General features: G+C 66.2%; 20 protein-coding genes and 4 pseudogenes. 18 read left to right on the forward strand and 6 right to left on the reverse strand.

Annotated features, from left to right (window positions below):
* Together DAD99_RS11600 and DAD99_RS11605 are read left to right on the forward strand one after the other, a co-directional pair.
* Positions 1 to 436: pseudogene (locus tag DAD99_RS11600) on the forward strand (NAD(P)-dependent oxidoreductase); the annotation flags it as partial.
* Positions 437 to 622: 186 nt separating this feature from the next.
* Positions 623 to 2,467 (forward strand): S8 family serine peptidase, encoded by a 1,845-nt coding sequence (locus DAD99_RS11605; RefSeq protein ID WP_227007943.1) that lies wholly within the window; start codon positions 623 to 625, stop codon positions 2,465 to 2,467.
* Here the strand turns inward: DAD99_RS11605 and DAD99_RS11610 are convergent.
* Positions 2,464 to 3,297 carry a FadR/GntR family transcriptional regulator gene (locus DAD99_RS11610; protein ID WP_193341660.1) on the reverse strand — a complete coding sequence of 278 codons (834 nt, stop codon included), beginning with the start codon at positions 3,295 to 3,297 and terminating at the stop codon, positions 2,464 to 2,466. The two genes, DAD99_RS11605 and DAD99_RS11610, sit on opposite strands and share 4 nt — an antisense overlap.
* 135 nt (positions 3,298 to 3,432) lie before the next feature.
* Here DAD99_RS11610 and DAD99_RS11615 point away from each other — a divergent pair, with 135 nt between their 5' ends.
* From DAD99_RS11615 to DAD99_RS21700, 7 genes and pseudogenes are all read left to right on the forward strand, one after another.
* Positions 3,433 to 4,725, forward strand: coding sequence for an ABC transporter substrate-binding protein (locus DAD99_RS11615; RefSeq protein WP_193341661.1), 1,293 nt, complete (start codon positions 3,433 to 3,435; stop codon positions 4,723 to 4,725).
* 131 nt (positions 4,726 to 4,856) lie between these two features.
* Positions 4,857 to 5,798, forward strand: a complete 942-nt coding sequence (locus DAD99_RS11620) for a carbohydrate ABC transporter permease (RefSeq protein WP_185261594.1) — start codon at positions 4,857 to 4,859, stop codon at positions 5,796 to 5,798.
* Positions 5,795 to 6,676 carry a carbohydrate ABC transporter permease gene (locus DAD99_RS11625; protein ID WP_193341662.1) on the forward strand — a complete coding sequence of 294 codons (882 nt, stop codon included), beginning with the start codon at positions 5,795 to 5,797 and terminating at the stop codon, positions 6,674 to 6,676. The genes DAD99_RS11620 and DAD99_RS11625 overlap by 4 nt, the downstream gene beginning before the upstream one ends.
* Before the next feature lie 7 nt (positions 6,677 to 6,683).
* A complete protein-coding gene (gene dgoD / locus DAD99_RS11630) occupies positions 6,684 to 7,832 on the forward strand; it encodes a galactonate dehydratase (protein ID WP_185261592.1) in 1,149 nt (382 codons plus the stop codon).
* A 5-nt stretch (positions 7,833 to 7,837) separates the two neighbouring features.
* Positions 7,838 to 8,572 carry a bifunctional 4-hydroxy-2-oxoglutarate aldolase/2-dehydro-3-deoxy-phosphogluconate aldolase gene (locus DAD99_RS11635; RefSeq protein ID WP_227007944.1) on the forward strand — a complete coding sequence of 245 codons (735 nt, stop codon included), beginning with the start codon at positions 7,838 to 7,840 and terminating at the stop codon, positions 8,570 to 8,572.
* Positions 8,569 to 9,552, forward strand: coding sequence for a sugar kinase (locus DAD99_RS11640; protein WP_309233252.1), 984 nt, complete (start codon positions 8,569 to 8,571; stop codon positions 9,550 to 9,552). The genes DAD99_RS11635 and DAD99_RS11640 overlap by 4 nt, the downstream gene beginning before the upstream one ends.
* 215 nt (positions 9,553 to 9,767) lie before the next feature.
* Positions 9,768 to 10,343 (forward strand): annotated as a pseudogene (locus DAD99_RS21700) (helix-turn-helix transcriptional regulator); the annotation flags it as partial.
* Between the two features lie 48 nt (positions 10,344 to 10,391).
* Here the strand turns inward: DAD99_RS21700 and DAD99_RS21705 are convergent.
* Both DAD99_RS21705 and DAD99_RS11650 read right to left on the reverse strand, forming a co-directional pair.
* Positions 10,392 to 11,420 (reverse strand): annotated as a pseudogene (locus DAD99_RS21705) (zinc-dependent alcohol dehydrogenase family protein); the annotation flags it as partial.
* A 119-nt stretch (positions 11,421 to 11,539) separates the two neighbouring features.
* Positions 11,540 to 12,652, reverse strand: coding sequence for a DNA alkylation repair protein (locus tag DAD99_RS11650; RefSeq protein WP_305072206.1), 1,113 nt, complete (start codon positions 12,650 to 12,652; stop codon positions 11,540 to 11,542).
* A 140-nt stretch (positions 12,653 to 12,792) separates the two neighbouring features.
* On the opposite strand from DAD99_RS11650, the gene DAD99_RS11655 reads away from it, so the two are divergent.
* Positions 12,793 to 13,572 (forward strand): phosphatase PAP2 family protein, encoded by a 780-nt coding sequence (locus DAD99_RS11655; protein WP_309233253.1) that lies wholly within the window; start codon positions 12,793 to 12,795, stop codon positions 13,570 to 13,572.
* Positions 13,573 to 13,577: 5 nt separating this feature from the next.
* A complete protein-coding gene (locus DAD99_RS11660) occupies positions 13,578 to 13,886 on the forward strand; it encodes an MmcQ/YjbR family DNA-binding protein (protein WP_193341665.1) in 309 nt (102 codons plus the stop codon).
* A 21-nt stretch (positions 13,887 to 13,907) separates the two neighbouring features.
* On the opposite strand, the gene DAD99_RS11665 is transcribed toward DAD99_RS11660, so the two are convergent.
* Positions 13,908 to 14,234: a MerR family transcriptional regulator gene (locus tag DAD99_RS11665; RefSeq protein WP_193341666.1), complete on the reverse strand. Its 327-nt coding sequence runs from the start codon at positions 14,232 to 14,234 to the stop codon at positions 13,908 to 13,910.
* 133 nt (positions 14,235 to 14,367) lie between these two features.
* Between DAD99_RS11665 and DAD99_RS11670 the strand changes: the two genes are divergently transcribed.
* The 4 genes from DAD99_RS11670 (at position 14,368) to DAD99_RS11685 (ending at position 17,742) form a co-directional block, all read left to right on the forward strand.
* Positions 14,368 to 14,793, forward strand: a complete 426-nt coding sequence (locus DAD99_RS11670; protein ID WP_193341685.1) for an Hsp20/alpha crystallin family protein — start codon at positions 14,368 to 14,370, stop codon at positions 14,791 to 14,793.
* A gap of 75 nt (positions 14,794 to 14,868) precedes the next feature.
* A complete protein-coding gene (locus DAD99_RS11675) occupies positions 14,869 to 15,222 on the forward strand; it encodes a J domain-containing protein (RefSeq protein WP_193341667.1) in 354 nt (117 codons plus the stop codon).
* A 43-nt stretch (positions 15,223 to 15,265) separates the two neighbouring features.
* A complete protein-coding gene (locus DAD99_RS11680) occupies positions 15,266 to 15,643 on the forward strand; it encodes a hypothetical protein (RefSeq protein ID WP_193341668.1) in 378 nt (125 codons plus the stop codon).
* A gap of 575 nt (positions 15,644 to 16,218) precedes the next feature.
* On the forward strand, positions 16,219 to 17,742 hold the full coding sequence (locus tag DAD99_RS11685) for a glycoside hydrolase family 1 protein (protein ID WP_193341669.1): 1,524 nt from the start codon (positions 16,219 to 16,221) through the stop codon (positions 17,740 to 17,742).
* A gap of 67 nt (positions 17,743 to 17,809) precedes the next feature.
* Here DAD99_RS11685 and DAD99_RS11690 read toward each other — a convergent pair whose 3' ends face one another.
* Together DAD99_RS11690 and DAD99_RS11695 are read right to left on the reverse strand one after the other, a co-directional pair.
* The gene (locus tag DAD99_RS11690) at positions 17,810 to 18,892 is read right to left on the reverse strand and encodes an App1 family protein (RefSeq protein WP_193341670.1); all 1,083 of its coding nucleotides are present in this window, start codon (positions 18,890 to 18,892) and stop codon (positions 17,810 to 17,812) included.
* A gap of 77 nt (positions 18,893 to 18,969) precedes the next feature.
* Positions 18,970 to 19,434: pseudogene (locus tag DAD99_RS11695) on the reverse strand (DUF72 domain-containing protein); the annotation flags it as partial.
* A gap of 183 nt (positions 19,435 to 19,617) precedes the next feature.
* Here DAD99_RS11695 and DAD99_RS11700 point away from each other — a divergent pair.
* From DAD99_RS11700 to DAD99_RS11710, 3 genes are all read left to right on the forward strand, one after another.
* A complete protein-coding gene (locus DAD99_RS11700; protein ID WP_193341671.1) occupies positions 19,618 to 21,429 on the forward strand; it encodes a glycoside hydrolase family 15 protein in 1,812 nt (603 codons plus the stop codon).
* Between the two features lie 113 nt (positions 21,430 to 21,542).
* Positions 21,543 to 21,833 carry a hypothetical protein gene (locus DAD99_RS11705; RefSeq protein WP_185263841.1) on the forward strand — a complete coding sequence of 97 codons (291 nt, stop codon included), beginning with the start codon at positions 21,543 to 21,545 and terminating at the stop codon, positions 21,831 to 21,833.
* Positions 21,833 to 22,543: an HAD family hydrolase gene (locus DAD99_RS11710; RefSeq protein WP_193341672.1), complete on the forward strand. Its 711-nt coding sequence runs from the start codon at positions 21,833 to 21,835 to the stop codon at positions 22,541 to 22,543. The genes DAD99_RS11705 and DAD99_RS11710 overlap by 1 nt, the downstream gene beginning before the upstream one ends.
* Positions 22,544 to 22,623 lie beyond the last annotated feature (80 nt).

The raw sequence follows: 22,623 nt of genomic DNA on the forward strand, positions 1-22,623 counted from the left end.
GCACCTTGAGGAGCAGATGGCGATCCAGTTGACGCGCTGGGATCCGGAGTTGAGTATCACGGGCCTGCGGTTCTCGAACGTGATGGATCCTGAGGACTATGAACGGTTCCCGTCGTTCGATGCCGACGCCGCGCTGCGCAAGTGGAACCTCTGGGGCTATATTGACGGGCGCGACGGCGCGCAGGCTGTGGCGCGTGCGCTGGAAAACGGGCAGCCCGGATTCGAGGCTTTCATCGTCGCGAACGCGGACACCGTGATGACGCGTTCCAGCGCCAGCCTTGCCGCGGAGGTGTTCCCCGACGTCACGGTGACCAGGGAGTTGGGTGAACACGAGACCATGCTGTCCATCGACAAGGCCCGGCGCCTGCTGGGCTTCGAGCCTGAACATACGTGGCGGACTTACCACTCCAACCGGACCACGCCCACGGAGGACTGAAGCGGCGACGACTAACAATTACGCCCCTGGGTAAGCCGGGTTCCTCAAGAATTCCGCAGGCGCCGAAGGGTTGGCGCAGGATCGGCTCAATTCGCCGCATCGGTGTGTGCCGGGCTCCTGATCTGGTGATAGGCGGGGATTTGTTGCCGCCAACATCAATCCAGACCGCCACGCTAGGACCCCACCATGCGCACCCTCCGTTTTGTGCTGCCCGCTGCCGCCCTGCTGATTTCTGCCGTGACACTGTCCGCCTCGGGCCTCCCCGCCGGGGCCGTTGAGCCGGCCCCTGCCCCCGCCGGCACCGCCGCAAGCGTCCGCTACCTGGTCCGCTACGCCGCGGAAACGGACGTCCCGGCGGAGGTGGCGCGCCTGAAAACGCAGGGCATCGGCGTCGGGCGCTCCTTTTCGCACGCCCTGCGAGGCGCCGTGGTCACCGCGACGCCTGCGCAAGCCGCGGCGTTGGCCCGCTCGGCGCGCGTCGCTTCAGTTGAAGTTGATGCGCCCATCACCGTTTCTGCGACGCAGCAGCCCGCGCCATGGGGGTTGGACCGTGTGGACCAGCGGGAACTGCCGCTCTCGGGTTCCTACTCCTGGACCGCAGCCGGCGCCGGAGTCAGCGCATATGTGGTGGACACGGGCGTGCTCGCCGCCCACACGGAGTTTGCCGGCCGGGTGGCAACAGGCTGGACGGCCGTGGCCGATGGCCGCGGCACCAGCGACTGCAACGGCCACGGCACGCATGTGGCCGGGACGGTGGCCGGAACCACCTACGGCGTGGCCAAGGCGGCGACGATCGTCCCCGTCAGGGTCCTGGACTGCACAGGATCCGGATTCAACTCCGACGTCGTGGCTGGCCTGGACTGGATCGCCGCCAACCACTCGGCAGGAACGCCCGCCGTGGTGAACATGAGCTTGGGCGGGGCGGCCAGCGCGGCCGTGGATTCCGCGCTCCAGGGTGTCATTACCGACGGCGTTACTGCAGTTGTTGCCGCCGGAAACTCCGCCGTGGACGCCTGCGGGGGCTCGCCGGCGCGGCTCCCGGCTGCGGTCACGGTGGCAGCCAGCGATTCGGCCGACCGCCAGGCTTCCTTCTCCAACTTCGGTTCCTGCGTGGACCTGTATGCACCCGGCGTCGGCATTGTCTCAGCGTCGTACACTTCCACTACGGCAACCGCCTCAATGTCCGGCACGTCCATGGCGGCACCCCATGCGGCCGGCGCGGCGGCGGTGCTGCTGTCCCAGAACCCGGCGCTCACGCCCGCCCAGGTCGCTTCGGTATTAACGTCGAACGGCACTGCCGGTGCCATCACGGGCGCCGGAACCGGCACGCCGAACCGCCTGCTGTATGTTGGGGCCGCTGCGGCACCGGCACCCGCACCCGCACCTGCGCCCGCCCCTACTGTCACGGCGAAATCACCCGCAGCACAGTCGACGGCGGTGCCCGTGGCCAGCAACGTGACGGCCACCTTCAACAAGGCGGTCCAAGGGGTCAGTGCCGGAACATTTGTGCTCCGGAATGCCGCCGGCACGGCCATCCCCGCGACGGTGAGCTATAACGCCGCAACCACAACGGCCACCCTCGATCCGTCCGCGAACCTGGCCGCGGATGTCACCTACACGGCCACGCTGGTGGGCGGCACCACCGCTATCCGGGACCCCGCGGGCACGCCGTTGGCCACCACGAGCTGGACGTTCACCACCGGCCCGGCGCCCACGGTCACGGGTTTCACGCCGGGCAGTAACTCCATCCTGGTCAGGCGGAACAACAACCTTTCGGTGACCTTCAGCGAGCCGGTCCAAGGTGTCAGCACGGCCACATTCACGGTGAAGAACGCCGCGACCGGGGCCCTCGTCCCGGCCGCCGTTTACCGCAACGGAACCAGCAACCAATGGATTCTGGACCCGCAGAACGCCCTGACGGCCAAGACGAAATACACGGTGACAGTCACCGGTGGCGGGGCGTCCATCCGTGACCTCGCAGGCAATCAGCTGGCCACCCGGACATGGCAGTTCACCACGGGTTCGATCTAGCTGTCCGCGTGGGAAGAGGAGGCCGACGGCGGCAATTGGGGGGCGCCGTCGGCCTCTGTTGTGTGCTGAGGGGTTGTTTGCTGCCGGGGCGCGTCCGGCGCCTCGCCCTGGTGGTGCTCGGACCAGATATGGCCAACTTCTTCGGCGAACTGTTCCACGATCCTGCTCATGGCGGCATGCGCGGCGGCGGCTTCTCCCCGCTGGATGGCGCTGGCCACGTCAACGTGCAGCTGCAGCGCTTCGTGATGCGGCAGGTGGGGCATCAGCCCGTGCTCCGTCCGGCCGGTGAGGACCTCGGCCACAAGTGTCTGGAACTGGGCAAACATGGCGTTGCCGGATGCCTTGAGGACGGCGGCATGGAATTCCACGTCCAGCCGGAGGAAATCGTCGCTGTCGCCGCGCTGGCCGGCCGACCACAACCGAGCTGCCAGGGAGACCAGATCGCTGCCGGCGTCCCAGGACGCCCGTCCGGCCGCTAGCCGGGCGGCCTGCGGTTCGATCGCGCCGCGAAGCTCGTTCAGCGCCTGCAGCTGTTCCAACCGCCGGGACGAGGCCAGCCGCCAGCGGATCACCTGGGGATCGTAAAGATTCCAGGCCTCTTCTGGCTGCACGACAGTGCCGAACCGCCTGCGGGATGCCAGCATGCCTTTGGATGACAGAACCCGGGCGGCTTCCCGGACCACGGAGCGGGACACCTTGTGCTGCGCCTCCAGCTCGTCCAGCCGCACTACCGAATTCGGCGCGAGGGACCCCTCGGCAATGGCGAGCCCCAGGCTCTGGACCAACGAAGTATGCCGGTCAGTAGGGGACTCCGCCTTTGGGGTTTTCATAGATAAATCATACTGGTTGCCGAAAGGGGTTGTTTAAGTCTGCCTTATTTACCTATGCTCTCTTCCAGAGCAGATGTAAAGATGCATTTGTAGATGGCTGGACAGTGACGTCAGCCTCGAACCAAGGGAGTCGTCATGAAGCGACGTTCAGTAATGAAATACGCGGCAGTCGCCGCGGCACTTTCAATGGGGCTGACCGCCTGCGGCGGCAGCGGCAGCAGCGACGCAAAGGAATCCGGCATCGTCCGGGTAACCCTCGCAAACCACGTGTGGACCGAAGGCATCAAGGCCGCCATCCCGGAATTTGAAAAGTCCTCCGGGCTCAAGGTGGAGCTGACCCAGCTCGGCGAAGACCAGCTCTCGGACCAGTACAACGTCAAGCTCAACGCAGGCAGCGACGAGATCGACGTGATGATGTACCGCCCGCTCCAGGAGGGCAAGGCATTCGCGAAGAACGGCTACCTCGCGGACCTGACCAGCAAGGTCTCCTCGGATTCCGGCTGGGACTGGAAGGACTACCAGGAGGGCCCGGTCAAGGCCACCACGGCTGACGGCAAGGTGGTGGGCGTCCCCATTATCACCGAGCGCGAAGTCCTTTACTACCGCAAGGACCTGCTCAAGGCCGCTGGCCTTGAGGTCCCCAAGACCATGGACGAGCTTGAAGCGGCCGCCAAGGCCATCAAGGAAGCCAACCCGGACACCGCCGGCTTTGTGGCCCGCACCGGCAAGTCCGCTGCCGTCACCCAGTTCTCCAGCTTCCTCTACAGCTTCGGCGGCGACTTCACCGATTCCAGCGGCAAGTCCACGGTCAACTCGGCCGCTGCCAAAGAGGCCTACGCCTACTACGGCGGCCTGATCAGGAACTACGGCCCCGCCAACGTCAGCACGGACATGAGCTGGCCCGAGGCGATGGCAATCTTCACGCAGGGCAAGGCGGCCTTCTACACGGAGGCAGACTCGCTCTACAAGAACGCCACCGATCCGGCCAAGTCCAAAGTTGCCGACACTGTCGGGTTCGCCGCACTGCCTGCCGGTCCCGCCGGTTCCAAGCCGTACAACATCCCGTCGTGGGGCCTGGCCGTGAACGAGGCTTCCGGCAACCAGGACAATGCCTGGAAATTCATCCAGTGGGCCACCAGCAAGGAACGCACCCTGGCCGCACAGAAGGCCGGCGTCCCCGGACCCCGCGCCTCCGTCTGGGCTGACTCCGCGGGAACTTCCACGTACCCGAAGGACTTGGCTGAAGCCATTGCCGTTAGCGCCAAAAACGGTGTGGGCCACGACCGTCCCGAGGTAGTCACGGTCGGCAAGGCCCGCGAAATCGTGGGCGAGCCGATCGTTGCCAGCATCACCGGCGCCGACGCCTCTGCCGCGGCGGAGTCGGCCCATGAGGCCTTCCAGAAGTTCCTGGACAGCGAAAAGAAGTAACGCACGCGGTGCACCGGGCCCCAGGCAATAAGGCCCGGTGCACCCAAAAGCCCCGGTGGGACGGCAGTAACGCTGCCGTCCCGTCCGGGCCGCTCTTCACCCCCCAACTCCTTAGGTGAACCATGTCTGTAATGACTTCTCCCCGCAGCGCAGCCCGGAAATCAGGGCGTGCCCCCAGCGGCCGCGACAAATTCTCTGACTGGGCCAACCGGCACCGCAAATGGCTCTTCGCAGCCCCGGCGATGGCCTTCGTAGGCGTCCTGATCATCTTCCCGCTGGCCTGGACGCTGTACCTGAGCCTCACCGATTCGCAGGGCTCCGTCCGCGCAGCCACCGAGTTCATCGGGCTGGAAAACTACATGACGGTCCTGTCCGACGTCGAACGTTTCTGGCCTGCGGTGGGCCGCACACTCACCTTCACCGGCGTTGCCCTGGTCTGTGAAGTTGCGCTCGGCATGGGCATCGCCCTGCTGCTCTGGCGTCCCTTCCGCGGTGAAAAGTGGGTCCGGGTGGCCATTCTGCTGCCGCTCGTGGCCACCCCGGTAGCCGTCGGTATGATGTGGCGGCTGATCTTCGACCCCAACATCGGGTTCGCGAACCAGCTGCTGGCCGCTGTGGGCATCCCGGCCCAGCCCTGGCTCTCCGGCCAGGACACCGCGCTCGGCACTACCATCTTCATGGACGTGTGGCAGTGGACCCCCATGGTGGTGCTGATCCTGCTCGCTGGCCTGACCTCCCTCTCCGAGGAGCCCGACGAAGCAGCCCGCATGGACGGCGCCAACGCGTTCCAGCGCTTCTTCTTCATCACCCTGCCGCTCATGATGCCCACCGTGATCGTGGCCATCCTGCTCCGGGGCATCGACGCCCTGAAGACCTTCGACATCCTGTACGCCACCAAGGGCAAAGGCGGCGGGTCCTTCCACGAGGTGGAGACCCTCAACGTCTACGCCTACGGGCTGAGCTTCGACTACAACCAGTACGGGCTGTCCTCCGCGGTGCTGATCCTGTTCTTCATGATCATCATCGGCTCCATGTGGCTGCTGACCATGCGCAAGAAAGCGGTAAGCAAATGACCGTCCTGACCGAAAACCAAACATCCGACCTGCGGCCCCTGTCGGTCCGGCGCGCAAAGAAGCCCCTCGGAACCCGTGCCTACAAGGTGTTCCGAGTTGCCGCCCTCATCGCCGTGGTGCTGTTCCTGGTCGCGCCGCTGTTCTGGATGCTGCTGGCATCGCTGAAGACGAACGTGGACATCTACGACACCGCCAAATCGTTCATCTTCAGCCCCACGTTCGAGAACTACGCAAACGTGCTGCAGCGCAACAACTACTTCGTCTTCATCTTCAACAGCTTCTGGGTGGCTTTTGTCTCAACGGCCCTGTCCCTGGTGCTGGGCGTCCCGGCCGCGTACGCCATGAGCCGGTTCACCATGCACCGCTCGGCGCTGGTGGTGCTCATGGCCCGCGTCATCCCGGGTGTTTCGCTGCTGGTTCCCTGGTACTACGTGTTCTCCAACCTGAAAATGGTTGGCGGGTTCGAGGTGCTGATCCTCAGCCACATGTTCGTTGCCCTGCCGCTGATCGTCTACATCATGATGAGCTACTTCGATTCGCTCCCACTGGAACTGGAAGAATCGGCCCAGGTGGACGGGCTGACCCCCATCGGCGCGTTCCAGCGCATCACGCTGCCGCTGTCCGTGGCAGGCATGGCCACTGCAGGCATCCTGTCCTTCATCTTCTCGTGGAACAACTTCATGTTCGCCCTGGTGCTCTCCGGGTCCAAGACCAAGACGCTTCCTGTGGCCATCTTCGACTTCGTCTCCTACGCCAGCATCGACTGGGGCGGGCTGATGGCGGCCGCCACAGTGGTGACCATCCCCATCATGATCATTGCGCTCTTCACGCAGAAGTACATCGTCTCCGGCATGACCGCCGGAGCTACCAAGGGCTAGGTCCGGCATGACACTCATCAGCAGAATTGAAACCTTCCTCGTCGCGCCACGGTGGCTGTTTGTCCGCATCGAGACCGGGAGCGGGATTGTCGGCTGGGGCGAGGCAACCTGCGAGGGGCGCAGCGAAACGGTCCGCACCGCCGTCGAGCAGCTCTCGGAGCTGCTGATCGGCAACGACGCCCTCCGGATCGAAGACCACTGGCAGGTCATGACCAAGGGCTCCTTCTACCGCGGCGGACCCATCCTGGCCAGTGCCGTCTCCGGGCTGGATCAGGCACTGTGGGATATCGCGGGCAAGCACTTCAACACCCCGGTGCACCAGCTCCTGGGCGGCCACGTACGCGACAGGATCCGGATGTACGGCTGGGTGGGCGGGGACGAGCCCAACGAGGTGGCAGACCAGATCAGCGCCCAGCTGGAAGTGGGCCTGACCGCCGTCAAGATGAATGCCAGCGGCCGGATGAGCCCCGTCGCCTCGGTGGCCGAGATCGACGGCGTCGTCCGCCGTGTTGCCGCGGCCCGCGAAGTGCTGGGGGACCACCGGGACGTCGCGGTGGACTTCCACGGCCGCTTCAGCCTGGCCAACGCCCGCCGGGTGGCGCCGCTGCTGGAACCCTACCGGCCGTTCTTCCTCGAGGAACCCGTGGTCCCGGAAAACACGCACCTGCTGCGCGAATTCACCTCTTCGACCACGACGCCGGTTTCCACCGGTGAGCGGCTCTACAGCCGGCAGGAATTCCTGCCGGCCCTGCAGGCCGGGATCGCCGTGGCCCAGCCGGACCTGTCGCACGCCGGCGGCATCACCGAGGTCCGCAAGATTGCCTCGCTCGCCGAAATCTACGACGTGCAGCTGGCCCCGCACTGCCCGCTGGGGCCGCTGGCCCTGGCAGCGTGCCTGCAGGTGGGCTTCGCGACGCCCAACTTCCTGATCCAGGAACAAAGCATCGGAATCCACTACAACAAGGGTGCCGAAGTCCTGGACTACGTGGTGGACAAGTCCCCGCTGAAGTTCGTGGACGGCCATATCGAACGGCTGACCGGCCCCGGCCTCGGCATTGAAATCGACGAGGCCGTGGTCCGCGCCGCGGACAAGCGCGGCCATGCCTGGCGCGGGCCGGTCTGGCGCCACTCGGACGGAGCATTTGCAGAATGGTAAACAACATGACTGACAGCACGGACATTTCTGACAGCACTGACAGCACTGCCACAGGCCTGCTGGCCGGAATCCGGGAGTCAAGGCTCGTGGGAATCGTGCGCGGCACGGACGGGCCGGCCGCGGCGCAGGCCGCCCTCGCCGCCATGGCGGAAGGGTTCCGCTTCGTCGAAATCGCCCTGACCACACCGGGCGCGCTGGAGGCCATCCGCGAAGTCCGCGCTGCCGCACCGGCCGGCTGCTATGTCGGCGGCGGAACCGTTCTGACCGTGCAGGATGTGGACAACGTTGCCGAGGCGGGCGGCCAGTTTATGGTCACACCGTCGCTGGCCGACTCGATCGCAGAATCGGCGCGGCAGGGAATCCCGGTCCTGGCCGGGGCCCTGACGCCCAGCGAGGCCTACGAAGCGATGAACCGCGGTGCCACGGCCATCAAGCTGTTCCCCGCCTCCGTCGGTGGCCCGGGTTACCTTAAGGCGCTGCGCGATCCCTTCCCCGGTATCCCGTTCATCGCGGTGGGCGGAGTAGGCCTGGACGAGGCCGCGGGGTACTGGGAAGCCGGCGCGATCGCCGTCGGGCTCGGCGGGCCGCTGTTTGGCGACGCCGGCTCCGGCGGGGACCTCGCCCCGATGCGCGGGCGGGCCCGGGCGTTTGTGGACCTGGCGGACTCCTTTGCCCGCCGGGCTGCCGCAGCGACCGCCGGGCCGGCCGCGGCAGTGACCGACGCCGCGGGCGTGCGGTGAGCGCCGCCGTCGACCTTCTGACGTTCGGCGAATCCATGGTGTCGCTGCGGTCCGCCGGGCCGCTGTCCGCCGGCGGCAGCCTGGCCATGCACGTGGCCGGCGCCGAATCGAACGTCGCTGTAGGGGTCGCCCGGCTGGGCCACAGCGTCACGTGGGCCGGTGCAGTTGGCGCCGATCCGCACGGCGAATACATCCTGCGGCAGCTCCGCTCCGAGGGCATCGGGACCAAGTGCCGGGTGGATCCGTCCCGCAGCACGGGCGTGATGTTCCTCGAACAGCGGACCGCCGACGTCACCCGGGCCTTCTACTACCGCGCCGGTTCGGCCGGTTCTACCGTCAGCCGGGACGACGTGGACAGTGCCCTCGCGGCCGGCCCGCGCGTCCTGCACCTGACAGGCATCACCGCCGCCCTCAGCCCGGAAGCCCGGAAGGCGATTGAATACGCCGCCGAGCGCGCCGCAGCCGACGGCGTGGTGGTCTCTCTCGACGTCAACTACCGCGGCCGGCTCTGGACCCGGAACGAAGCCCGCGCCGTGCTGGGACCCATCGCACGGCACGTCAGCATCCTGATAGCGTCCGACGACGAACTGGACCTGGTTGCGTCCGCCGCCCTGAGCGGCTCCAATTCCCTAAAGAACGACGACGCCGAAACAGTCCTCGCTGCCTCGTTGCTGGAGCAGGGGGTCGGGGAAGTGGTGGTCAAGCGGGGTGCCGCCGGCGCCGGCGTCCACACCGCCTCCGGACGGTTCGAGGCTCCCGCTGTAGCAGTGACCAGCATCGATACCGTGGGCGCGGGGGACGCGTTCACCGCCGGCTACCTCTCTGCCCTGCTCGACGGCGAGGACGTTGCCGGCCGCCTGCAACGCGCCTCCGTTATGGGAGCCTTCGCCGTCAGCACTGCCGGCGACTGGGAGGGCCTGCCCAGCCGGGCCGAGCTCGCCATGCTGGGCGCCACCGCCAGCGGAACCACCCAGCGGTAGCAGCCGGGGCTTGGCCGGGGCGCGGAGCAGGCAGGTACTGACAGTGCCTGCCGCCCGCGACCGCAGGCGCTTACCGTAGGGGTATGGGAGATGTGCGCGCGGACATAAAGGAGTTTCTAAGTTCCCGGCGGGCGCGGATTTCGCCGGAGCAGGCTGGGTTGCCTGCATACGGCGGGAATCGGCGGGTCGCTGGCCTGCGGCGTGAGGAAGTGGCGATGCTGGCCGGTGTTTCCGTGGATTACTACGTGCGGCTGGAGCGCGGCAACCTCGCCGGGGCGTCGGAAAGCGTTCTGGATTCTCTCGCGCGCACGCTGAAGCTGGACGAAGCCGAGCGGGAGCATCTTTTTGACCTCGCCCGCGCCGCCGGTCCGGTCCGCAGGAGCGGCAGTAAACCTTCCAGTACGGTCCGGCCCGAGGTCCAGCAGGTGCTCGACGCGATGGCTGACGCGCCGGCGTGGGTTCGCAACGGCCGCCACGACATCCTGGCTGCCAACCGGATGGGGCGTGCCCTTTACTCGCCCGTTTTCCAAAGCGCGCACCGGCCTGTGAACACCACCCGCTTTACCTACCTTGACCCGGCGGCCCGGGAGTTCTGGCGTGACTACGATCAGATCGTCAACGATGCCGCGGCCATGCTCCGGCTTGAAGCAGGCCGCCATCCGCATGACCCCGAGCTGATCCGCCTCGTCGGCGAGCTGTCGACGCAGAGCGAGCTGTTCAGAGACCGTTGGGCTTCCCGGGATGTTGTCTTCCACCGCAGCGGGCTCAAGCGGTTGCATCACCCGGTAGTGGGTGACCTTGACCTGAACTACCAGTCCATGGAGCTGCCCAGTGAGCCGGACCAGGACCTTCAGGGCCTCGCGGGAATCCATTGCGCGGTAGCCGTCGGGGACCTCGTTCAGGCTGATGGTCCGGTCAAACACCTTGCCCGGGTTGACGGTGCCGTCAAGGACGCCGGGCAGGAGCGTCTCGATGTAGGCGCGGACCGGGGCGGGGCCGCCGGTGAGCGTGATGTTCGGGCCGAACATGGAGCCGAAACCGATCGGGGCGTCCTCGTACTGGGGCACTCCCACGCGGCTGATGACGCCGCCCGGGCGGATGACGCCGAGGGCCTGGTCGTACGCCGGGCGGTGCCCCACGCACTCAAGAACGGTGTGGGTTCCGTCGCCGCCGCTGAGCTCGCGGACCCTCTCGATGCCGGCCTCACCGCGTTCGGCGACCACGTCAGTGGCGCCGTATTCGAGGCCCAGGTCAGTGCGGGCCTTGTGCCGGCCCATCAGGATGATCTGCTCGGCGCCGAGCTGCTTGGCGGACAGCACCGCCATCAGCCCGACGGCGCCGTCACCGATGACCGTGACAGTGGTCCGGGCGTTGACGCCCGCCTTGATGGCGGCGTGGTAGCCGGTGCCGTAGACGTCGGAAAGGGTCAGTAGGGACGGCAGCAGCTCGCTGTCCTCGCCCACCGGGGCCTTGACCAGGGTGCCATCGGCGAAAGGCACGCGGACGGCCTCGGCCTGGGCGCCGCCGATCCCGCCGGAGGCCCAGAACCCGCCGTGGCGGCAGGAGGTCTGCAGGCCTTCGCGGCAGAAATCGCAGGTCCCGTCGGACCAAGCGAACGGGGCGATGACGAAGTGCCCCTTCTTCAGGGTGGAGACGTCCTTGCCCGTTTCCTCGACGACGCCGATGAACTCGTGGCCCATGGGGCTGCCCTGCCTGGACGCGGGCATGCCGTGGTAAGGGTGCAGGTCGGAGCCGCAGATACAGGAATTGACGATCCGCACGATGGCGTCGGTCGGATTCTGGATGACGGGGTCAGGCACGTTCTCCACGCGCACGTCGCCGGCGCCATACATGATGGTTGCTCGCATTTTCGTTTCCTCAGCACTTCGTCAGGGGCCGGAGCCCGGGTGTTTCCCTTACTAGCCAACCGCACATTCCGCATGCGGAGGAGTGGCTGTTGATACAGGTACCCGCAGTGCCTCCCACCTCAGAGGTGCAGCTCGAACTCCGTATGTCCGTGCCGGATCCCGTTGATTTGCAGCTCAAGGGCATGGACCCCCGCATGGTGCACGCGGGTGGTCATCTGCCGGAAGGCGTGACGCTTCGAGAGTGTGCGGGTCTCACCGGCGGCGAGGGTGAGCGCCGCAAGCTTGAAGACCTTGGCCGATTGCGTGCCGTTGGCTTTGACGTAATGGACCACATAGTCAATGGCGAGCCGGGCATCGCAGTTACCGGTGTTGGCGATTGCGAAGTCGAAAGCCAGTTCACCCGGCATGGCCACCGAGTTCCGGTCCAGCCGGGGACCCGAGACAGCCACCGACGCCGGCGCGAACCCCTGCAGCGCGAGCGCGCCGGGGTGGGCCTTCTTGATCAAAGTCCGCAGGCCATGCCTGACCACCCATGCGGTGTTGGCGTCCGGCGCGGATAGCCAGCGAGCCGCCGTCGCCACTACCAGAGCTGGCGCGTGCCGCGCCACATCGTTGAGGTGGTTCGCCACCGACCGCCGCACGTACTCCGAAGGGTCCCGGTACAATGCGTCCAGAATCGGGAGGGACGCCTCCGGATGGAGCACGACGGCGGGTACCCGCACCGCCCAGGGGAGGTACGGCCGCGTCCCCTCGCTGGCCAGCCGCCGGACATGCTCGTCCGGATGCCCGGTCCAGCCCTGGATAATCTGCATGGAACGCTCCAGGTCAGCGGCCAGCAGCCGGCGGATGGCGAACTCGCCGGTGAGCCTCGGGGTCAGTTCGGCCAAGAAGGCCAGGCAGTCGTCAAAGTCGTGGCGGGATTTCAACCCGTCCCGTGTTTCAAGCGCCAGCGTGACGGCGGCCTCGGACACTGGCCAGAGGATCCACCCCGAGAAACCGGCGTTGGAAAGAGCACTCCGGAAGGTGCGCGCCGCCGTCGGATATCCCGGATCTGGAAGCTCCCGCACGTCCGCCAGCAGCGCCCTGCTGACCGCATCCGTACGGCCGCGAAGGCTCAACCCGTCCAAGTGCGCCGCGGCGGCAGCAACGTGCGGCCAAGCCGTGGCCGGAGCGGTCACGGCCAGGATTCCGGCGAGTGCATCCACGCCCTGCCTGTTGATCAACTCATTCATCACACCCACTGAGTCAGGCTACCCCGGCAGGCTGACAAGCCCGGCGGCACGGCAAACGGCCGGGCTGAGTGGGCCCGGCGCCGGGCAGAAGGGATAATCTTCACCTTAGGACTCCTCAACGGCGCACGGACGGAAACACAGTGGCAGAACAGGCACGCAAGAACACTCTTTGGCGAACCTTCCATGACAAGTTCGTGGTGGAGGAACGCTTTATGGAACCGGCCGCGCGCACGGCTCTGTACCGGACTGCGGTGGTCCTTATGGCCGTGGGGGCCCTGCTGTTCGTCGTTACGCTGATGGGCGTCCTGCAGAGCAACACCGGCCCGTGGGGTCCCGACGAATCCATCCGCAACTGGCTGCTCTCGCTCCGGTCCGAGACCCTCACTGCCGCTATGATATTCCTCGCCGTAGTCTTCGGTCCCGTCGCCCTGCCGGTCATCGTGCTGGTGGTGACGGTGGTCTGGGGGTTCGCGGCCAAGCACGCCTGGCGGCCCATTATGCTCGCCGCCGCCATGCTCACCGGTGTCGTGATATCGCAGATCATCCTGGCGATCGTCCAGCGCTCGCGGCCGCCCGTGGACCTGATGCTGTTCGGCGCCGACCACACTTTCTCGTTCCCGTCCGGCCACGTCCTGGGTGCCAGCGACTTCCTGCTGGTGACCACGTTCCTCGTCTTCTCGCGGCGGGAAAACCCGACGTCGGCAGCCTTCGGCTTCGTTGGTGCGGGCATCGGCATAGTTCTCGCCGCTGTGAGCCGCCTGTACCTCGGCTACCACTGGTTCAGCGACGCCCTTGCCTCGATTACGCTTTCGCTCCTGATCCTCGGTGCCGTCATCGCACTGGATACGTGGCGGACCGCCCGAATCCCCGGCGAACGGATCACGGGCGAGCTCTCCAAAGCGGACGCGCCGGGAGATTAGCCGCGATGGCAACCGAGGATGATGTGCGGAGCATGTGCCTGGCACTCCCCGGTGTCACCGAGCGCAGCAGCTGGGACCAGCCCGCCTGGTTCGCGAAGACGCTGATGGCACGCATGTGGGAGGACGGGGTGCTGACGGTGAAGACAACCGAGCGGGAGGCGCTGGCCGGCACGGAACCCGAGACGTACTTCTGGACCCGGCACCATGAGCGATCGCCGCAGCTGGTGCTGGTCCGGCTGGCCCGTATAGGCACCGAGGAACTCGGCGAACTGCTGGCGGAGTCCTACCGGCTGGCGGGCGGGAGCAGGGCCTGAGCGACGCCGGGACCGTGGCCGCTACGCGTCCGGTCGTGACCTGGCCCGTCTGAGGGCTAGGCGTAGTTCGGCGTTCGCTACCTCGAGCTCCAATACTTTGGCGATGCCGGCAAGATTGAGTCCCTGATCCAGGAGTTCCCCGATGTGCAGGAGCAGGGCGACATCCGCATCACTATACTGACGCGTGCCCCCGGCCGTTCGCTCCGGCAGGATCAGGCCTTTAGTCTCGTAGAGTCTGATGTTCTGCTGCCCGGTCCCTGCCAGCTTTGCCGCCACAGAGATGGCATACAGTGCCTGCCCGGCCCGAGGACCCGGTTTTCGTGCTGGTGTTCCACCGACCGCGTCCACTCCAAAATTCCCTCCCGTGGTGTTGCATCAGTCTCGCACGAGTGCTATAAAAAATCTATATCCACCAACACAGATAACTGAGGGTGGGTAGATGAACTGGATTCAACATCTCAAACTGAAGGAGTGAGAAATGATGTTGATGCGTACGGACCCGTTCCGTGAGCTGGACCGGCTCGCCCAGCAGGTCTTCGGAACCGCCGCCCGGCCGGCGGCCATGCCTATGGACGCCTGGCAGGAGGACGGCGAGTTCGTGGTGGCGTTCGACCTCCCGGGTGTCAAGACCGATTCGGTGGACCTCAACGTTGAACGCAACGTACTGACTGTCCGGGCGGAGCGCCAGGATCCCACGCAGCCCAATGTGGAACTGGTGGCCTCAGAGCGGCCGCGCGGAGTGTTCAGCCGCCAGCTGATCCTGGGTGACACCCTTGATGCGGACAACATCAAGGCCAGCTACGACCAGGGCGTCCTGACGCTGCGCATCCCGGTGTCGGAGCAGGCTAAGCCGCGCAGGATCGAGATCGAAAACAAGCAGGGGTCCCTGCACGAGATCGGTAGGTAGGCCCGGACTGCCGGGGCACCGGTTGCAGCCGGTGCCCCGGCTCCGTCGCCGTAAGATTGCCCGGGAAGTACCGCCATGACCAGCCAGCCGGACTACTACGCCGCCCTGAGGGTGAAACCCGATGCCAGCCAGCAGGAGATTTCCCGTGCCTACCGGGCGCTGATGCGCACCCACCACCCCGATATCGACGGCAGCCCAGTGGGTGACCGCGACGTCGATGATGGAGAGCTGCCGCGGATCATGCAGGCCTACGCTGTGCTCGGAGACCCGGCGCGGCGCGCGGCCTACGGCCGGAGCCGCAACAGAACAAGTGCGCCGGGTGGCACCCCGACCGTCATCCCGGTCCGGAAGGTCAGCAACCGGTACGTCCCGGCCGGCAACACCATCAGGATCATGCCGGTGCGCTGGGAAAGCGGGCCGTGGGCATGAACCCTAAGACGACAGCCATCACCGCGAGGAGGCGGATAAACCAATGAGCGACTGGCGCCGCTACGACTCCCACCTGATCTCTGCCTTCCACGAACGCTTCGAACAGCGCTGGGGCAAGGGCACTGCGCCCTTCCTGGACCCCGAAGCCCACGAAGAACCGGTGCCCCGGGCCCAATGGATCAACCCTGCCACCGGCGCGGCCCTGGCAGTGGTTCCCGTATGGACCACCGAGGACGGGCAGCAGCGGTCGTTTGGGGTGTTCTATCTTCCGCCCGCCGGCGACGTCTGGGTGCTGCGGCCCGGATACACCGGCTATCTGGAGCCGGCAGATGGCGACGCGGAGCAGCTCGTCACGCTCCGGAACGATGCCTTCCGGAAGGCCGTGGCGCACGCCAAGGAGTTCCTCTTCGGCTCACAATGAGCCGGCCGCGTCCGTGCCGCTGCCCAGCAGGCTGCGGGTGAGGTTTCGGCGTCGGCCATCAGGTCCTCCACGGCTGCAGCCGGATGTGAATCGGACACCGGGGCGATCTTCTGCAGCAGGCCGTCGGGCATGATGACGTCCGACGCCGGGAGGCTGGGGCGGTGGTGGAACGTCACTCCGGCCGTGCTCGGCCCATACTCGGACATGACCAGGGAGATGACCTGGCCCTTGAGGACGCTGTGGTTGTCCATCCGGACACGGAAGTCGGCCAGGAACCCGTTGGCTGTTCCGGACCGGTGGCCAGCACTTCCACGGTGGCCGTTTGACGCCCGGTCCGCGGGTCCGCGTCGCGCTGGAAGACCGCCAGCTTGTGTCCTTCGAAGCTGAAGAGCCAGAGCCCCATGGCCACCGCCTGGCGCTGCGTATCAGGTCCTACGGCAACGTTTGGTGTAGTCGGGCTGGGTCAGTGGAAACTGGGGAACAGTCCCTAGCAGTGACGCTCGTCAGCAGCCCGGCCGTATGTCATTCTGGGACGTACCCGTTCCACGCTTTCTCGGTCACGAAGGACTGAATCCATGCACATTTCCGCTAGGGACCTGGCCGCCATCATCCCGGCGGACTTCACGTTGGGAGTGGCCTCGGCGGCCTTCCAGATCGAGGGCGCGCTCACCGAGGATGGCAGGGGCCCGGCGGGCTGGGACGTGTTTTCGGCCAAGGAAGGCGCCATCGTGGATGGCCACAGCCCGGCTGTGGCCTGCGACCACTATCACCGCATGCCCGGCGATGTTGCCCTCATGAAGCAGCTGGGCGTCGACTCGTACCGGTTCTCGCTGTCCTGGCCGCGGATCCAGCCCAACGGCAGTGGCCCGGTGAACTCTGCCGGGCTGGACTTCTACGACCGGCTCCTGGACGAGCTCCTGGCCAACGGTATTTCGCCCATGGTCACCCTCTATCACTGGGACACTCCGCTGGCATTGGACGACGCCGGCGGCTGGATGAATCGCGATACCGCCCATCGTCTCGGCGAGTTCGCCGCGATTGCCGCTGCTGCGTACGGCGACCGTGTTGCCCGTTGGGTCACCATCAACGAGCCCGCCACAGTCAGCACCAACGGCTACACCATGGGCCTGCACTCGCCGGGCGAAGCCCTTATGCTCAAGGCGTTGCCCACCGTGCACCACCAGCTTCTGGGCCATGGGCTCGCGCTGCAGGCATTGCGGGCGGCGGGGGTCCCGGGCGAGATCGGGATGACCAACGTGTACTCGCCCATGGTCCCGAACTCCATCAACCCCCTGGACCGGATCAGCGCCGGCCTGATGGACATTGCACAGAACCGGCTGTACGCGGACCCAGTTCTCACGGGCCAATATCCGGATATCATCCGCGCCGCGAAGTTCTTCGGCTCCTTCGAGCATCCGGACGAGGACATGGAAATCATCTCGCAGCCGCTGGATTTCTACGGACTGAACTACTACATGCCCACCAAGGTAGCCGTCGGTCCCGGCGACGGGGCGGTGCCGGCCACCATGGCGGAGGCCATGGGCAGCGACCTGAGTTCAGCCGGCAACGGCTCCACGCCGTTCCACGTGGAGGCCTGGCCCGAAGCGGATGTCACCGCCTACGGCTGGCCGGTGAAGCCCGAGTACATGGGAGTGGCTCTGAAGGAAATGGCGGAGCGTTACCCGCATCTGCCACCGGTGATCATCACCGAGGGCGGGGCCAGTTTTGAGGACATCATCGTTCGCGACAAGTCCACCAACACCACCTTCATTCCGGATGAGCGGCGGCTGAAATACCTGTCGGACCACATCGAGTCGGCGCTGAAGGCCACGGCTCCCGGCGGCGAAGCGGAGGGCATAGACCTCCGCGGCTACTACGTGTGGTCACTCATGGACAATTTTGAATGGTCGGCAGGCTACAAACAGCCGTTCGGCCTGCTGCATGTTGATTTCGAGACCCTGGAGCGCACGCCGAAGGCGTCCTACTTCTGGCTTCAGGAGCTCATCGAGGAGCGGAACCTTGCCGCGGCGGCCGGCATCGCCGTCGCGCAGGCAGCCAGTGAGGAAGCGGACACTGCCGTACTTCCCGAACAGCGGTAATTTCCGACGACGGTGTGACCACCTCGGGTGCGCCCCTCAGACCGGCGGGGTGGCGGGCCTGGCGGGCCTAGAGAAGGTCCAGGACCTTGAGCTGTTTGGCCATCCCGGCGCCGTCCGGCGAATAGATCCAGGGCACCACCGAGGTGGTGTGGTCGCCGTCCTCGGAGTGCCCGCCGGCGAAGACGGACTCGCTGACGGAGAGCTGCCGGATGGCGATGGCGGCTACTTTGTCGGCGTTTTCCTGGGCAAAGCCTGAATAAATCTGCTCGTCGTGCTGGCCGTTGTCGCCGATCAGGAGCCAGCGCATATCCGGAAATTCCTTCGCGAGGCGCTCCAGGTTGCGGTGCTTGTGCTCCTGCCCGCTGCGGAACCAGCGGTCCTGGGTCAGACCCCAGTCGGTGAGCAGGAGGGCGCCGGAGGGATACATGTTCCGGCTTAGGAACCGTGCCAGGGTGGGGGCGGCATTCCACGGACCCGTGGACAGATAGATGACCGGCGCGTCCGGGTGTTCAAGGGTGAGGCGGTCCAGCAGGACGGCCATCCCCGGCGTGGCCATCCGGGCCCGTTCGCTGAGGACAAATGTGTTCCACAGTGCCAGGAACGGCCGGGGCAGGGCGGTGACCATGACGGTGTCGTCGATGTCCGACACAATGCCGAACTTGGCCTCGGCATCAATCACTTGGATCAGCGTCTCCACGGGTTCGGTCCCGTCGGCCCGCAGGATGGCGGTGTGCCAGCCGGGCGGGAGCTGCACGTCCACCACTGTGTCGACGAGGCCGCCCCGGTCTGCCCGGACCCGGGTGGTGACCCCGCCGATGGTGATTTCCACCTCGACCAACTGCACCGGGACGCTGGTGAAGGCCCGCCAGCCGCGGACGTTTTGCGTACCGTTTCGGGCTGCGTGCTCGGCCTTGCTGCCTGGTACAGGAATGCTGGTGAGCATGACGCGGCCCAGCACGCGTACCCAGCCGGAAGAACCGTAGCCCTGGTACGCAATGGTCTGTGGCGTGAAATTCCAGCGCCTGGCGAGCCGGACGCGGACGCCGTTGACGACGTCTGAGATCCGGTGCGCCAGGCGGAAAAGCTGGGTGCCGGACAGTGGTGCGGCATGCGGAGTGTTCTGCGGTGAATTCTGAGGAGCCCTGTCCATGCCTCCACTCTGCCACAGCGCAGCCACGCGCCGGGCACGTCGGGCGGTCCCGCCGTCGTGCGTGACGTCAGCCTCACTCAGCCCTCACCAAGGAGTCGGCGGAGGGTGCCGGCGTTCCGCACGGCGTTCCCGCCGCCGTCGTTATTGAAATAGACATAAACGTCCTTGCCGGCCGCGGACCATTCGCGGATCCGGTCCGCCCACCATTGCAGGTCCGTATCGGAGTAGGAACCGCCGTACAGGTACTGATGGTCAGGGCCGTGCAGACGGAGGTAGACGAAGGGCGCTGTGGCGCGGAGGATACACGGCAGATTGGCGCCGCTCATGATGCAGTAAGCGGCCTGGTGCCGTTCCAGCAGGGCGTACACCGCCGGATGGTCCCAGCTGGTATGCCGGAATTCCACGGTCACCCGGATCCACCACGGGAGGGCGGCGAGAAAGTAATCCAGCCGGGCATCATCGCGTTCCAGCTGTGGAAGCAGTTGAACCAACAGGACAGCCCGTTTGTCGCCCAGCTCGTGCCAGCAGCGGCCAATACGCTCCGTAGCTCCAGCCGGACGTGCCGATATGTACAGCCACCGTCAGCTGACCCGCAGGGATGAAGGATGATCCATGATGCCTCCGGTGTGTGTGGACCGGCCGTCGCTTCAGGCTACACCGCTGTACTTTGCGCTTTCATTGACCGCTTTCCCGGGAGGGGACCGTCCTTGTGGCAGGGTATGGGAATGGCGCTCATCGAAGACTATGCAGTTGTTGGCGATCTCCACACCGGCGCCCTCGTCAGCACCGAGGGCTCCATCGACTGGCTTTGCCTGCCGCGCTTCGACTCCCCGGCATGTTTTAACGCCCTCCTGGATACGCCGGAGGCAGGACGCTGGCTTCTGGCGCCGGCGGGCGGCGGCACGTGCACCAGGCGAAGTTACCGGGAGGGGACCCTGGTCCTGGAAACGGAATGGGAGACCGCAGACGGCACTGTCAGGGTTATTGACTTCATGCCGCCGCGCGATGAAGTTGCGGACATCGTGCGGATCGTGGAGGGCGTAAGCGGAAGCGTGAGAATGCATGGCGAACTGGCGCTGAGGTTCGATTACGGGCACATCATCCCCTGGGTGCGCCGCGACAAGCACGGCCTGCATGCTGTCGCCGGGCCCGACTCCGTCTACTTTGTCACCGAGGCCCCCCTTCTCGGCGAGAATATGCACTCCGTCAGCGACTTCACCGTCCACGCGGGGCAGCGCGTTCCCTTTGTCCTGACGTGGGCGCCCAGCCATGTTCCCCGCCCGCACAACGTAGATGCCGAGAAAGTGCTGCGCACCACTTTGGCCTACTGGCGCGGCTGGGCGTCCCAGTGCACAGTGCAAGGAAAGTACCAGGACGCCGTGGTCCGTTCGCTGGTGACACTGAAAGCGCTGACTTACGCCCCCACCGGAGGCATCGTGGCCGCCGTCACCACGTCCCTGCCGGAACAGCTCGGCGGCCCCCGCAACTGGGACTACCGCTATTGTTGGCTGCGGGACGCCGCTATGACCTTGCAGGCCCTCCTCGCCGCCGGCTACACCGCCGAGGCCGCTGCTTGGCGCGATTGGCTGCTCCGCGCTGTGGCAGGCGATCCGGCCGACCTGCAGATCATGTACGGCATCCACGGCGAACGCAGGCTTCCGGAGATAGAACTGCCATGGCTTGCCGGGTACGAGAATTCGAAACCGGTACGGACCGGGAACGGCGCCGCGGAGCAGCTTCAGCTGGACGTCTGGGGGGAGGTGCTCGATTGCCTTGCGCTGACCAGGACTTCCCTGCTCAAACACGCGGATGAATCCTGGGACGTTCAGGTGGCCCTGATGCAGCATCTGGAGACCATCTGGGACCAGCCGGACAACGGACTCTGGGAGATGCGCGGGCCGCGGCGCCATTTCACGCATTCGAAGGTGATGGCCTGGGTGGCCGCGGACCGGATGGTCAAGGGCGTCCGTGATTTCGGTCTGCCCGGCCCCGTGGAACGCTGGGAGGCACTGCGCGGCAACATCCACCGGGACGTCATGGCCAACGGCTTCGACCCTGCCCGCAACACCTTCGTGCAGTCGTACGGGAGGCCTGAACTTGACGCCAGCCTCCTGCTGATCCCCCGGGTGGGCTTCCTGCCGCCGGATGATCCCCGCGTGCTGGGGACCATTGACGCCATCCAGCGGGAGCTGACCGAAGACGGTTTTGTGTTGCGCTACCGTCCCGCCGACAGCGACGACGGCCTCCCGGGAGGCGAGGGAGTGTTCCTGGCGTGCTCCTTCTGGTTGGTGGAGGCCCTGCTGGGCGCGGGACGCACCGAGGAGTCCACCGAACTCTTCGAACGCCTCCTGGAACTGCGCAACGACGTGGGTCTTCTCAGCGAGGAATGGGGTGTCCGGGCCGGCCGGCAGTTGGGCAATACGCCCCAGGCCTTCAGTCACTTCGCGCTTGTGACAAGCGCTCTTGAGCTTCATCAGGGTACAGTTCGCCGCAGTGACGCACCTATTCCACCGGAGGCCGAAAAACCGGGGCAATGACGGGTTGACGCCCGGCCCGGTCTTCACCTCCGGAAGGAAGGTAAGTATACTTACTAGAATCGCGGAACGCTCCCAAAAGGCACAGCGCCGTGACTGAACGAGGGGTGGTTGTAATGGCCGGACATTTTGAGCTGGTGGATGCGCCCGACGGCGGCTACAGGGTACGGATGCTGGACGGTTCCGGGAACCTGATGGCAATCTCCGTGACCTTTCCCACCAAGAATGCCGCGGTGGCCGGCATTGGGATGGCCCGCGAGATTGCCGGCACCGGCCTGATCAGGGACCGCAGCGGCAACGGTGCCGGAGCAGTCATCCGGGTCCGGACTGGCGCCGCGTCGGCGTCGAAGGATAGCGCTGCCCGCGGCAGGAAGCTGTCCGGGGCCGCTCGCGCTGTGGCTGGGTGATGATCACCCAGAGCCATGCCCTGGTCCGCGGCAGAGAGCGGGGTGTCCTTTTTGACGTGGACGGGACCTTGGTGGACTCAGCGTATATCCACACGCTTGCGTGGTGGCAGGCCTTCCGCCAGCACCAGCATGATGTCCCCATGGCCGCCATTCACCGCTGTGTAGGGATGGGCGGAGCGCGACTGGTGGAGACCCTCCTTCCTGCTGGCCGGGACCGGGAGGCAGATGACGACATCCTGGCCAGCCATGCGGCGGTGTTCGCACAGAGCTGGCCGTCGCTGCGTCCATTGGACGGCGCCAAGGAGTTGCTGGCCCAGTGCCACGCCGGGGGACTCGCCGTCGCCCTGGCATCATCGGCCCGAACGCAGGATCTGGCGGCCAACCGCAGGACCCTCGGTGCGGACTCGTTCATCCATGCCGCCACCAGCGCCGACGATGCGAAGGCAAGCAAGCCGGCGCCGGACATCCTGGTGGCAGCACTGGAAGCTGTTGGTGTGGCTGCGGCAGACGCCGTCTACGTAGGTGACGCGGTCTGGGACATGCAGGCCGCCGCAGCGTTGGGTATCCCCGCCATCGGCGTCACCTGCGGGGGGACCAGCGCCGCTGAGTTGCGGGCGGCCGGTGCGGCCGAGGTCTATGCCGGGCCCCGGGACATCCTGGACAGCCTGCAGGCAAGCGCCCTTGGCAGGCTGCTGACGCTGTCGGACTGACTGACCCGCCGCCCGAGTTTTTGTTCAGGTAATCCCCAAATCTGACCCTTGGGCCCGATTATCTGGACAAAAACTCCGAG

Source organism: Pseudarthrobacter sp. AB1, from assembly GCF_014926485.1.
In the GTDB taxonomy this organism is placed as follows: domain Bacteria; phylum Actinomycetota; class Actinomycetes; order Actinomycetales; family Micrococcaceae; genus Arthrobacter.